Raw genomic sequence first — 12556 nt, forward strand, 5'->3', positions numbered from 1 at the left:
ATTTAGCGATTATTTATGCCGATGCCATTCGCGGTACGCCGCTTCTGGTGCAAATCTTTTTGATTTATTTTGCACTGCCGCTTTTAATTCACCAGCAGATTAATCCTTTTACCGCCGCTGTTATTGCATGCAGCATCAACAGTGGTGCGTATGTTTCGGAAATTTTCCGCGCGGGTATCCAGGGGATTGACGCCGGTCAAATGGAGGCGGCCAGGTCGCTGGGACTTACATGGTGGCAAAGCATGCGCCTGATTATTTTACCGCAGGCGTTTGGTAAAATTTTGCCGCCGTTAGGAAATGAATTTATTGCGATGCTTAAAGACACCTCGTTGGTATCGGTCATCGGTTTTGAAGAGTTGACTCGTCGCGGTCAGTTAATTATTGCTAAAACATACGGGTCCTTTGAAATTTGGACCACGGTTGCGATTATTTATTTAATCATGACGGTCTCCATTACACAGTTGGTGGCTTTCTTGGAGAGGAGAAATACGATTCATGATAAGCGTTAACCATTTATATAAAGATTTCGGCTCGTTGAAGGTGCTAAAGGACGTCACTTTCTCCGTTGCGGAAAAAGAAGTCGTCGTTATTATAGGGCCCTCCGGATCGGGTAAGAGTACCGTTCTGCGTTGCATCAATTATTTGGAAACACCGACATCCGGGTCCATCGTTGTGGATGGCTTAGATCTTTCCAATAAGGCGAACTTAAATGATGTCCGTAAAGAAGTCGGAATGGTTTTTCAACGGTTTAATTTGTTTCCGCATAAAACGGTGCTGGAAAATATTATTTTGGCGCCGATGCAGGTGCGCAAAGTAAGCCGCGACGAAGCGGTTGAAAATGCACGCAAGTTACTGCAAAAAGTCGGTCTTGCCGATAAAGAAGGCGCTTATCCGGAACAATTGTCCGGCGGTCAGCAACAACGTGTCGCGATCGCACGTGCATTGGCGATGACGCCGAAAGCACTTTTGTTTGATGAACCGACTTCCGCGTTAGATCCCGAAATGGTGCGTGAAGTATTGGATGTCATGAAAAAACTTGCTTTCGAGGGCATGACGATGGTTGTTGTCACTCATGAAATGGGCTTTGCTCGCGAGGTGGGTGACCGCGTAATCTTTATGGATGACGGTATGCTGATTGAAGAGGGAACGCCGGAACAGATTTTTACCGCACCTCGGGAAAAACGTACGCAGTCCTTTTTGTCTAAAATTTTATAGAAACAGACGAACATACAACATCATCATTAAAAATAAATTGACAATTTGTATTGTATTATGCTAGTATACTAAAAGTAACCGCATGTGCGGTAGTTGTTTTGTGTCAGGAGGAATTGGCATGCAAGGTAAAGTAAAATGGTTCAGCGCTGAAAAAGGCTACGGCTTCATCGAACGTGAAGATGGTGGCGACGTATTTGTACACTTCTCTGCAATTCAGGAAGATGGTTACAAAAGCCTCAGCGAAGGTCAAGAAGTAGAATTCGACATTGTCGACGGACCGCGTGGACCGCAAGCTGCGAACGTTTATAAACGTTAAGATTTTCTTTTCAAATATAAACATCAATAAACACATCCTTCGGGATGTGTTTTTCGTTATAAAAAGGATAATGCTTGTCGATGGCGAATATATTATTAGGCAAGAAAAAAGCTATGCAGGGAGGAAATCATATGAAACTATCAGTTCGCGGTAAAAGTATGGATGTAACACCTGCTTTGCAGCAGTACGTTGAAAAACATACGGATAAGATTCAACGCTACTTCGACAAAGAGATTGTTTTGCATGTTCTTTTGTCGGTCACCAAAAACACGCAAAAAGCCGAAGCGACAATGCAGGTGGATGGCATTTTCATTCGTGCCGTAGAAAAATCGGCAGATATGTACAAGTCTATTGATGTCGTTTTTGACAAATTGGAACGCCAAATTCATAAATATAAAACACGTTTGGCTAAACGGTTCAAAGGTCGTCAGGTCTTGAATGATAAATTTCTCACGCCCCATACTCCGGCGGGCAATGAAGCGGAAAGCGAATCGTTCGAAGTGGTTCGCCATAAAAGTTTTGACATGAAACCGATGTCGACGGAAGAAGCGATTCTGCAAATGAGCCTTTTGGATCACGATTTCTTTGTCTTTAAAAATGAGGAAACCGATCTGATTTCCGTTATTTATAAACGTGATGACGGAAAATACGGAATTATTGAAACAAAAGAATAAAAAACACAAAAAAGAGGGGTTATAACCCCTCTTTTTTTGACTACAAAATTGCCATCTGATACAATAAATTAGATATGTCCCGAGATAGAGGGAAAATGATCAAAGGGAGTGGGAATTGGTGTTTAGCTTTTTAGAAAAATTGTTTGGCGGCTCACAAAATAGCCAACTGAATAAAATGCGCAGTACAGTGGCCGAGATCAATGCCATGGAGGACAGCATCAAACAATTGAGCGATGCGTCTTTGACGGCCAAAACCGATGAGTTCAAGCGTCGTCTAAATGACGGCGAAACATTGGATGATATTTTGCCGGAAGCGTTTGCCGTTGTGCGCGAGACCTCGCGCCGCGTATTAGGCATGCGCCATTTTGACGTGCAGCTTTTAGGCGGCATGGTCCTTCACAGCGGTAATATCGCCGAAATGAAAACGGGCGAAGGTAAGACGCTGGTTGCGACATTGCCGGTATACCTGAATGCGCTTACCGGTAAAGGCGTGCATGTTATTACCGTCAATGATTACCTGGCCAAGCGCGACAGTGAGTGGATGGGTAAACTTTACCATGCACTGGGGCTTTCTGTCGGTTTAATTGTTCATGATCTGGACTTTGCGCAACGCAAACAAGCATACGCAGCCGATATTACCTATGGAACTAATAATGAGTTCGGATTTGATTATCTCCGTGATAACATGGTCATTCATGCCGAACAAATGGTGCAACGTCCGTTGCATTATTGTATCGTCGACGAAGTGGACAGTATTTTGATCGATGAAGCGCGTACGCCGCTTATTATTTCCGGCCCCGGCGAACGCTCTACGGATCACTACTACACGATGGCGAAGGTGGTACCGAAGCTGATCAAAGATGAAGACTACACGATCGATGAAAAAGCAAAAACGATTGCTCCGACCGAGCAGGGTATCGCCAAAGTTGAAAAAATGCTGAATGTAGAGAACCTCTACGATTCGGAAAACCTTGAATATAATCATTTGCTCGTCCAGGCCTTGCGCGCCCATGCGATGATGGTTCGCGATAAAGACTACGTGGTCAAAGACGGCGAAGTCGTTATTGTCGATGAATTTACCGGTCGCTTGATGTTCGGTCGCCGCTATTCGGACGGTTTGCACCAGGCGATTGAGGCGAAAGAAGGACTAAAAGTTGAACGCGAAAGCCAGACGCTGGCCGCGATTACTTTCCAAAACTACTTCCGTATGTATGACAAACTCGCCGGTATGACCGGTACCGCGAAAACGGAAGAGCAGGAATTCATTAAAATCTACGGTTTGGAAGTATTTGTCATCCCGCCGAATAAGCAAATTCAGCGTGTTGATATGGCGGATGTGATTTATAAAACCAAAACGGCCAAATATCGTGCGGTTATTAACGAAATTCAGAAACGCTACGCGAACGGACAGCCTCTATTGGTCGGCACAACATCTATTGCGCAGTCGGAAGAACTCAGCCGTATGCTCAAAAAACTGGGAATTCCGCACAACGTTTTGAATGCCAAATTCCATGAACAGGAAGCGGAAATTGTTGCACAAGCCGGTCAAAAAGGGCAGGTCACGATTGCCACCAACATGGCCGGACGCGGTACCGATATTGTTTTGGGTGAAGGCGTACCGGAATTAGGCGGTTTGCATATTATCGGTACGGAACGTCACGAAAGTCGTCGTATCGATAATCAGTTGCGCGGTCGTTCCGGTCGTCAAGGAGATCCGGGCTCTACGCAATTTTTCCTTTCACTGGAAGATGACCTGATGCGTATCTTCGGCTCCGACAGTATTTCCAAAATCATGGATAAACTGGGAATGGAAGAAAACGAAGAAATTCAGAGCAGTCTGGTTACGAAATCCATTGAAAAAGCACAGAAGAAAGTGGAAAATCGCAACTTTAATATCCGCAAATACATCCTTGAATACGATGATGTCATGAACCAGCAGCGTGAAGTACTGTATGATCAACGCCGCCGAATTTTGATGGGTGAAGATTTGAAAGATCAGATCCTGTCTATGACCGATCGAATCATTTTGGATGCAATGAACCGCTTCGCGGATGAAAAATTATATCCGGAAGAATGGGATTTTCCGGGACTGCTCAAACACTTGGAAAGCTATTACCTCGCACCGGGACAAATTACGCTGGCGCAGATTGAAGATTTAAGCCGTCAGGATATTCTGGATTTACTTTTGGATACCGCGCATCGTATGTACGAAGAGCGCGAAAAACAAATCGGTTCGGAAAACATGAGGGAGCTGGAAAAAGCGATTCTGCTCAAAGTGGTCGATGCCAAATGGATGGATCACTTGGACGCTATGGATATGCTCAAAGAAGGGATCGGCTTGCGTTCCTACGGACAAAAGAATCCGTTGGTCGAATACAAGTTCGAAGCTTACGAAATGTTCCAGGAAATGATGCAGTCGATTCAGGAAACGGTTGTCATGTATCTGTACCATATTCAGATTACGTTTATGCAACCTGTGGAAACCGAAGATCATCTGGAACACGCGACATCGCACCTCGGCGATGAACCGGCACCGATTGAACCGGTGGAAAAGAAATTACAAAAATAAGGATGTGATGACCACATGCTGGAAGATTTAAAACAGCCGTTGGAAAGTTTGAGAGAGAGAATCATAGAAATCAGGGATTCACTTTGACCTGCCTATACTAAAGGAAAAACTGGTCAATTACGATATCAAAATGAGTGATCCGAACTTCTGGAATGATGCCGACAATGCGAAAAAAGTTTCCAAAGAAGCCACCGATTTGAAAGACACGATCGAAACGTATGAATCGCTTTCGGAACGCATTAAAGAAGTGGAACAACTTTGGCAGCTGGCGCTTGCGGAAGAGGATACTTCGCTGGAAGAGGAAATTCAAAGCGAATTGGAGGAGCTTTCCGCTATCGTCGAGGCCAAAGAGATCGAGCTGATGTTGTCGGGCGAATATGACGGCAATAACGCGATTTTGACACTGCATGCGGGAGCCGGCGGTACCGAAGCGCAGGATTGGACACAAATGTTGTTACGTATGTTCACTCGTTGGGGTGAGCAGCATCACTTCAAAGTGGATCTGGCCGATATTTTGCCCGGCGATGATGCCGGTGTAAAAAGTGCGACTGTCACTTTTGAGGGCAAAAATGCATACGGTATGTTGCGTGCGGAAAAAGGCGTACATCGCTTGGTGCGCATTTCACCGTTTGACGCAGCGGCACGGCGACATACCTCGTTTTCCGCGGTCGATGTCATGCCGGAAATTGCTGATGATGTAGTCGTCGATATCAATATGGACGAAGTTCGTGTGGATTATTTTCGCGCCAGTGGCGCAGGCGGTCAGCACGTCAACAAAACGAGCTCTGCCGTGCGAATGACGCACTTACCTACCGGTATTGTGGTGCAATGTCAAAATGAACGTTCCCAGATGCAAAACCGTGAGCAGGCCATGCGCTTCTTGCGGGCGAAATTGTTTGAATTGGAATTGGAAAAACGCGAGCAGTTGCGTAAAGACATTGGCGGTTCGCATGAAGCTATTGAATGGGGTAGCCAGATTCGTTCCTATGTATTCCATCCGTATACGATGGTAAAAGATCATCGTACCGGTGTAGAAACCGGTAATGTGCAAGCGGTTATGGATGGTGATTTAGATCCGTTTATCGAAGGCTATTTAAAACAGAAAATGAAGAAATCTGAGGCGAAACCATGAAAAAATTTCTCCTGCTTATCATCATTCTGCTTCTAATCGTTTTTGGGATAGGCTGGTTCGCATTACCGAAAATGGTAGAAAGCGGCCTGGAAGGCTATCTGGCGGAAAAAGTGCCGTCGGAAAAAATTGAAGTCAAAATGGATTTACAAAATCCGCTGCTGCTTCTTGCGGGAACGGTGAGCCATATTCGTGCCGACGGCTCGCGGGTAACGTTAGATCCATTGACGTATGATCACTTGACAATTGATTTAAACCATGTCAAATTCAATATGCTTAAATTAGTTACCGAGCATCGTTTTGAGCCTGAATCTATCGGCGGCGGTACGTTGGGGGCGACATTGACCGCAGCGGATTTGCAAACCTACCTGCAGGGGCGCGTCGATAATATTGATAATTTACAAGTAGAAATCGATGATCGTCAAATCAACGTTACCGGCGATGTCGACTTGGCCGGATTATTATCCGGTACGGTCTTGGTTTCAGGCGAGCCGCTTTTATATGACAATGTCCTGCAAATTCGACCGACTGATTTGAAATTTAACAATATGGGCTTTGCCGGTGTTACGACTAATTTCATGAAACCGATTAAGGTGTATGATTTCCGTGATTTCCCATGGCCGGTTACGGCAAATAAAGTAGAACTCAGTAATCACAGCGTCGTTATGACGGCGTTGGTTCGTTAGGATGTGCCGATGTTTGATTATTTGAAAAAGTATGCGATTTTTATAGCATTGTTGGGAATTGCATTCATAGCTGCAGGTGCCATCAATTGGCAACGAATGGTTGTCGAAGACGCCAATCACAGTGTAGAGATGGTTTATGATTACGGGCATGTCACGCAACTTGCGGCAAGCGAAGGTAAAACTGTAGACGAGGCGCTCGCCCTGTTCCGCAAGGCAGGCGTCACGTCTTTTGCCGTTTATGACGCTACCGTTGAAAAACTTGTCGATACCGGTTATGTAAAGATAGTATCCCAACTTTCAACAGAGGATAAAGCGCGCTTAGGCCTGACTCCGGAGGCCATTGTCATGACGGCTACCGGGAAACCGGGTGCAAATGAACGTTTGCAGGAGGCAAGCGAAGATTTGATTTTGCGACTGCCACAAGGCGCCGTGACAAAAGTTACATCCCCGGACGGAAAATTCATGCTGGCGGTTAAGGACATTGACGAAAATGCTCTCAATCAAATGAATCTTGGTATTTCGTCTGCTGAAATAAAAGACATTCAGAACCGCGGTTTCGGCGTGGTTGTACGCCCCAAAAATTATACTGCTATGACTAAGGCGAAGGCGGATCATTTTCTGACACGCTTGGATGCAAATGAACCTGTGCGCGCTATTATTTTTGTCGGCCAGGAAGCATTCGGATACCCGGACCAGATGGATTATATCGGCGAAGGATTAAAGGCACGCGACATACCGGTGGCGTTGCTGGAATCGCCGACACAGTTGCAATTTGAAAAGCAGCTGGGCGCCGTAGATATGGTGAAACACCTGGACTATTATGGTGTGCGCGCTTATAGTATGTTTCGCGATGAACTGGTGAAATTGAGCGCGGAGGAGGCTTCGCAGCGCCATTTCATCAGCGATACGGAACGCAATATCCGATTGAATTTGTTTTCTACGTATAAACGACCGATTCCCGGCAAGACTCTTTTGGAGTCGGACGCGAGCTACATCGCTTTAACGGCTGAAAAACTACAGGCGCACGGTTACACACTCGGTAAAGCAAGCATCATGCCTCATTTTCATGAAAGTCGCGCTTTACAGTTGCTCGTATTATTGGGTGTGGGAGCATTAACCGGAGCGGCGTTTTGTGCATTGACGGGAGCGCGCCGAAAAATCGGTTATGGGCTGGCACTGCTTACGTTTATCGGTTTAGGAACTTTGCTTTTCACCCACTGGCAAATTCTTGCCCGTCAGGTAGCAGGCTTGTTGATTGCGGTGACTACGCCAACGGTAGCTATGCATGGTGTTTTCCGCTATTGGCAGCAAGTCGATTGGCACGAAATGGAATCGCGTTGGAGCTTATTCGGGAAAGCGATCGTACAATTGGCGCTTGTCAGTCTGTTTTCTCTTCTTGGCGGCTGGCTTTTAAGTGCGATTCTGGCAGCGACGCCTTTCTTTATGGAAATGGAAATTTTCCGCGGCGTTAAAGCGGCATTTTTATTGCCGGTTATATGTGTAGTTATTTTATATTTACGCATTTTCCCGACGTTTCGCACTCACGCGTACGAGAATTGGCAAGATTTTCCGGATTTTGCTGCTCGGTTTTTACACCTGCCGGTACGCGTAGGAACCCTGATGTTGGCCGGATTTATCGGCATTGCAGGACTGATTTTCATCGGCCGCAGCGGTCATGAAGAAGGAGTACCGGTATCGCAGTTGGAAATTTCATTACGACGTTTCTTGGAATCAACGCTTGCGGTGCGTCCACGGTCAAAAGAATTCTTGATCGGACATCCGGCCTTTTTGCTTGTACCTCTTGCTTCGGTGAAACGTTGGCCGCAGTGGTTGCACTTCTTATTGGTCATCGCTGCGGGTATTGGCCAAGCTTCGATAGTAGAAACGTTTGCACATATGCGCTCCCCGTTATGGATGAGTACGTTACGGGGTGTGAATGGTGTATTGATTGGTATCTTAGTAGGGGTTATTGTGATTCTAGGAACTTATGTGTTAAGTGCATTGAACGGATACAGGAGTCGGGCGAATGAAGAGGCCTAGAATCCTTATATCCGGTTATTACGGATTTGGAAATGCCGGCGACGAAGCGATGCTGACGGCTATTTTGGGCGCATTGTATGAACGTGAACCAAACGCAGTGGTAACCGTCATATCCGGCAATCCTGCACGCACACGTGAAACCCATGGCGTGCAGGCCATTTCACGCCTGGCAATGCCCCGAATTTTACGTGAAGTAAGTCGTTGTGATTTATTGATCAGCGGCGGCGGCAGTTTGTTGCAGGACGTAACGAGTAAACGTAGCTTGTATTATTATTTGGGCATTATCCGTCTGGCACTTTGGTGTAAAAAACCGGTATTCTTATATGCGCAGGGCATCGGCCCGTTGTTCCGACCGGCGGCGCGCAATACGGTACGAGATGTCTTAAATCGCACGCAAGCGATTACCGTTCGAGATAAAGGATCGCAAGAACTTTTGACTGAACTGGGTGTTACAACCCCACCGATTACCGTGACAGCGGACGCTGTGTTGGCGATGCATCCGGGGGATCCTGATATCGGCCGCATGTTAATGCGACGGTACGGTATTTCCGGCATTGCACCGAAAATCGGCGTGTCGGTGCGTGAATGGCGTGGAAACGGTCAGTATAAGCAGAAACTTGCACAAGCCTGCGATGAATTACAGCACCGGACAGACGGCCAAATTATTTTTGTACCGATGCAGTATCCGGAAGATAAAGTTGCGGCTGAAGATATTGCAAGTGCCATGAAGAAACCGGCTGTAGTTTTGGACGAAGCGTATACCACAGCAGAACTCATGGGAATTATCGGCGCCCTGGATGTGCTCATAGGTATTCGTCTACATGCGCTGATTTTTGCCGCTTTAATGGGAGTTCCTTCGGTGGGCATTTCGTATGACCCGAAAGTAGATCGTTTTTTGGAAAGCGTCGGTGAAAAAGCCATCGCAACCATTGATACTGTGGATGTCGATGCATTGGCAGAACTCACTTTGAAACGTTTACAGCAAGGTATTTCCGATACGGAGCGCAAACAAGTAGCGATCTTGCGTTCCCGCTCGGAAGCAACAGCAGATTACGCACTCCGGTTATTGGGAAGGGAGAAGCATAATGACAGCACTCACAGATAAACAATTTAAAGAGGTCACAACCTTTGCCCGGCAAATGCGTCGTGATATTTTAAAAATGGTGACAGACGCGAAAAGTGGGCATCCCGGCGGATCACTGTCGATTACCGATTTGCTGGCATTGCTTTATAACGTGGAAATGAATATCGATCCCATGGATTCGCATCGTCCGAATCGTGATCGCTTGGTTCTTTCCAAGGGTCATGCTGCGCCCGGCTTGTATGCTGCCTTGGCCGGAAGAGGTTTTTTTGCCAAAGAAGAGCTTTGGCATTTGCGCAAAATTGATGCCATGCTGCAAGGCCATCCGGACATGAAGCATACGCCGGGGGTAGAAATGACGACAGGCTCTCTTGGACAGGGCTTCAGTGCAGCATGCGGTATGGCCTTGAATGCAAAGCTTGAAAATGACTTGTATCATACGTTCGTTATTGTAGGTGACGGTGAATCGCAGGAAGGGCAAGTCTGGGAAGCCGCAATGTTTGCGGGCCATTATAAACTGGATACCTTGACGGCATTTATCGACTTTAACGGACTGCAAATTGACGGTAAAATTACCGATGTTATGTCGCCGTTACCATTACCGGATAAATTCCGCGCCTTTAATTGGCATACTGTTGAAGTGGACGGTCATGATATCAATGCGCTGCACGAAGCAATTACCGAAGCGCGAGAAACAAAAACTATGCCGACTGCTATTATTATGAAAACCGTAAAAGGCAAAGGAATTCGTGAAATGGAGAATCAGGCAGGTTGGCACGGCAAAGCTCCATCGCTCGAAGAATACAACTTGTATATAAAAGAATTGGAGGATGAATAATGGCCAAAGCAACGCGCGATGCATACGGCGAAATCCTGAAAGAATTGGGGGCCGAGAATCCAAAGATTGTTGTTTTGGATGCTGATTTATCTTCATCCACCAAAACAGCAGAATTTAAAAAAGTCTTTCCTGAACGGCATTTTAACTGCGGTATTGCTGAGCAAAATATGATGGGAGTTGCCGCGGGTTTTGCGACAACGGGCAAAATTCCTTTTGCTTCGACGTTTGCTGTATTCGGCGCCGGCCGTGCCTACGAACAAATCCGAAATTCTATTTGCTATCCTAAGCTCAACGTTAAAATTGCGGTGACGCATTCCGGTCTGACTGTCGGTGAAGACGGAGCGACGCACCAGATGCTTGAAGACATTTCATTGATGCGTACATTGCCGAATATGACAGTAACCGTTCCCGCGGATGCCGCCGAAACGAAGGCTATTATTCGCTGGGCCGCTGACTATGAAGGTCCGGTTTATATTCGTATGGGGCGTGCCAAAGTGGAGGACGTTATGCCCAAAGGCTGTACGTTTACACCGGGCAAAGCGACATTATTGCGTGATGGCGCCGATGTAACGCTTATGGCGTGCGGCGTTATGGTGGCACCGGCATTAGAAGCAGCGGAAATTCTTGATGCGGAAGGCATTTCGGCAAGAGTGGTCAATGTGAGCAGCATTAAGCCGATTGACGCGACGGCCATTCAGGAAGCGGTCAAGATGACCGGTGCGATTGTTTCCTGCGAAGAACACAATATCATTGGTGGTTTAGGGGCGGCGATTGCCGAAGTGTTGGTACAATCTACGCCGGCGCCCATGGAAATGGTAGGTACTAAAGATACTTTCGGGGAATCCGGAACACCGGATGCGTTGTTGGAGAAGTACGGTTTAACGGCAGCACATATTGTACTAGCCGCGAAACGTGTTATCAGCCGAAAGAGTAGGGTATAATGATCCGCTTTGAAAAAGTTACCAAACGATATGGTAATAACATCGCGTTGCGAAATTTAAATTTACATATTGAAAAAGGTGAGTTTGTCTTTCTCGTCGGACCGAGTGGGGCGGGAAAATCTACTTTTATTAAGTTACTTTCCCATGAAACAGTGCCGGATGAAGGCAAAGTTTTCGTCGACGGAATTGAAGTCAACCGTTTGAAAAAAAGCAAGATCCCGTATCTGCGTCGTAAGCTTGGGATTGTTTTTCAGGACTTCCGCCTTTTGCCGAACAAAACGGCATTTGAAAATGTCGCTTTTGCTTTAGAAGTCATGGAAGTTTCGCGCACCGAAATCAAGCAGAAAGTACATAATGCGTTGGAACTTGTCAATCTGACAGCTAAAGCCAATCAATTACCCGCCAATTTGTCGGGGGGGGAACAGCAACGTGTAGCGATTGCCCGCGCACTGGTTAATCGCCCGGTGGTATTAATCGCTGACGAACCGACAGGAAACTTGGATCCGGTCACAGCACAAACCATTATGCAGTTGTTTAACCACATCAATCATCTCGGCACCACGATTATTATGGTGACGCATGCCAAAGAACTCGTTAATCGTATGCATAAACGTGTTCTGACGATTGAAGACGGAGAGATTGTGCGTGATGTACAGAAAGGGGCTTACGATGAAATTTAGAACCTTTTTGTACTTCCTCAAAGAAGCATTTCGTTCGTTCTTTCGTAACGGCTGGATGACAATCGCTTCGATTTTGACAGTGACCTTGTCTCTGTTTATCTTAGGTATGTTCATGACTACGGTCTGGAATTTAAATCACGCTGCTTCTTACCTGGAAAATCAGGTTGAGCTAAGTGTGTATTTAAAAGACGGATTGACGTCAGAGCAGATTCATGCAGTGGAACAGAAAATTAAAAGTGTTCCTCAGACCAAGTCCGTAGCTTTTGTAAATAAGGATCAGGCACTCGCGGAATTTAAAGATCGCTTGGGTGATCAAAGCTACCTGTTGGATTCGTTAAACGGCAATCCGTTGCCATCTTCCTTTACGGTCGTTTACGAAACACCGGA

Annotated in this window: 13 protein-coding genes; all 13 read left to right on the plus strand. The window is 46.3% G+C overall.

Going from position 1 to position 12556, the window contains the following annotated elements; translation table 11 throughout:
* Positions 1-509: amino acid ABC transporter permease (locus tag RDN69_RS04280; protein WP_288218284.1), on the plus strand; the 509-nt coding region annotated here is incomplete at its 5' end.
* Positions 496-1215 carry an amino acid ABC transporter ATP-binding protein gene (locus RDN69_RS04285; RefSeq protein WP_024048847.1) on the plus strand — a complete coding sequence of 240 codons (720 nt, stop codon included), beginning with the start codon at positions 496-498 and terminating at the stop codon, positions 1213-1215. The genes RDN69_RS04280 and RDN69_RS04285, both read left to right, overlap by 14 nt.
* 118 nt (positions 1216-1333) lie before the next feature.
* Positions 1334-1531 carry a cold shock domain-containing protein gene (locus RDN69_RS04290; protein ID WP_024048848.1) on the plus strand — a complete coding sequence of 66 codons (198 nt, stop codon included), beginning with the start codon at positions 1334-1336 and terminating at the stop codon, positions 1529-1531.
* Positions 1532-1662: 131 nt separating this feature from the next.
* The gene (gene hpf / locus RDN69_RS04295; RefSeq protein WP_036467283.1) at positions 1663-2205 is read left to right on the plus strand and encodes a ribosome hibernation-promoting factor, HPF/YfiA family; all 543 of its coding nucleotides are present in this window, start codon (positions 1663-1665) and stop codon (positions 2203-2205) included.
* Positions 2206-2323: 118 nt separating this feature from the next.
* Positions 2324-4774: a preprotein translocase subunit SecA gene (secA, locus tag RDN69_RS04300; protein ID WP_374042377.1), complete on the plus strand. Its 2451-nt coding sequence runs from the start codon at positions 2324-2326 to the stop codon at positions 4772-4774.
* Between the two features lie 15 nt (positions 4775-4789).
* A protein-coding gene (gene prfB, locus RDN69_RS04305; RefSeq protein WP_337955168.1) for a peptide chain release factor 2 occupies positions 4790-5906 on the plus strand; the annotation gives its coding sequence in 2 pieces (ribosomal slippage) (positions 4790-4858 and positions 4860-5906; 1116 coding nt in all).
* Positions 5903-6589, plus strand: a complete 687-nt coding sequence (locus tag RDN69_RS04310; RefSeq protein ID WP_024048852.1) for a DUF2993 domain-containing protein — start codon at positions 5903-5905, stop codon at positions 6587-6589. The genes prfB and RDN69_RS04310 overlap by 4 nt, the downstream gene beginning before the upstream one ends.
* 9 nt (positions 6590-6598) lie before the next feature.
* On the plus strand, positions 6599-8629 hold the full coding sequence (locus RDN69_RS04315; RefSeq protein WP_024048853.1) for a DUF5693 family protein: 2031 nt from the start codon (positions 6599-6601) through the stop codon (positions 8627-8629).
* Entirely contained in the window at positions 8616-9734 is a 1119-nt protein-coding gene (gene csaB, locus RDN69_RS04320) for a polysaccharide pyruvyl transferase CsaB (protein WP_024048854.1), read from the plus strand. The genes RDN69_RS04315 and csaB overlap by 14 nt, the downstream gene beginning before the upstream one ends.
* Positions 9715-10548 carry a transketolase gene (locus tag RDN69_RS04325; protein ID WP_024048855.1) on the plus strand — a complete coding sequence of 278 codons (834 nt, stop codon included), beginning with the start codon at positions 9715-9717 and terminating at the stop codon, positions 10546-10548. The genes csaB and RDN69_RS04325 overlap by 20 nt, the downstream gene beginning before the upstream one ends.
* The gene (locus tag RDN69_RS04330; RefSeq protein WP_024048856.1) at positions 10548-11489 is read left to right on the plus strand and encodes a transketolase family protein; all 942 of its coding nucleotides are present in this window, start codon (positions 10548-10550) and stop codon (positions 11487-11489) included. Before RDN69_RS04325 ends, RDN69_RS04330 begins: the two co-directional genes overlap by 1 nt.
* On the plus strand, positions 11489-12169 hold the full coding sequence (gene ftsE / locus RDN69_RS04335) for a cell division ATP-binding protein FtsE (RefSeq protein WP_024048857.1): 681 nt from the start codon (positions 11489-11491) through the stop codon (positions 12167-12169). The genes RDN69_RS04330 and ftsE overlap by 1 nt, the downstream gene beginning before the upstream one ends.
* A partial coding sequence (locus RDN69_RS04340; protein ID WP_288218285.1) for a permease-like cell division protein FtsX occupies positions 12159-12556 on the plus strand: 398 nt, incomplete at its 3' end. The genes ftsE and RDN69_RS04340, both read left to right, overlap by 11 nt.

Origin of the sequence: uncultured Negativicoccus sp., from assembly GCF_902480485.1 — a bacterium.
In the GTDB taxonomy this organism is placed as follows: domain Bacteria; phylum Bacillota; class Negativicutes; order Veillonellales; family Negativicoccaceae; genus Negativicoccus; species Negativicoccus succinicivorans.

Bases quoted from the DNA above. Each gene is read 5' to 3' on its own strand.
- RDN69_RS04285 (WP_024048847.1), top strand. From the start codon at position 496: ATGATAAGCGTTAACCATTTATATAAAGATTTCGGCTCGTTGAAGGTG.
- RDN69_RS04290 (WP_024048848.1), top strand. From the start codon at position 1,334: ATGCAAGGTAAAGTAAAATGGTTCAGCGCTGAAAAAGGCTACGGCTTC.
- hpf (WP_036467283.1), top strand. From the start codon at position 1,663: ATGAAACTATCAGTTCGCGGTAAAAGTATGGATGTAACACCTGCTTTG.
- RDN69_RS04310 (WP_024048852.1), top strand. From the start codon at position 5,903: ATGAAAAAATTTCTCCTGCTTATCATCATTCTGCTTCTAATCGTTTTT.
- RDN69_RS04315 (WP_024048853.1), top strand. From the start codon at position 6,599: ATGTTTGATTATTTGAAAAAGTATGCGATTTTTATAGCATTGTTGGGA.
- csaB (WP_024048854.1), top strand. From the start codon at position 8,616: ATGAAGAGGCCTAGAATCCTTATATCCGGTTATTACGGATTTGGAAAT.
- RDN69_RS04325 (WP_024048855.1), top strand. From the start codon at position 9,715: ATGACAGCACTCACAGATAAACAATTTAAAGAGGTCACAACCTTTGCC.
- RDN69_RS04330 (WP_024048856.1), top strand. From the start codon at position 10,548: ATGGCCAAAGCAACGCGCGATGCATACGGCGAAATCCTGAAAGAATTG.
- ftsE (WP_024048857.1), top strand. From the start codon at position 11,489: ATGATCCGCTTTGAAAAAGTTACCAAACGATATGGTAATAACATCGCG.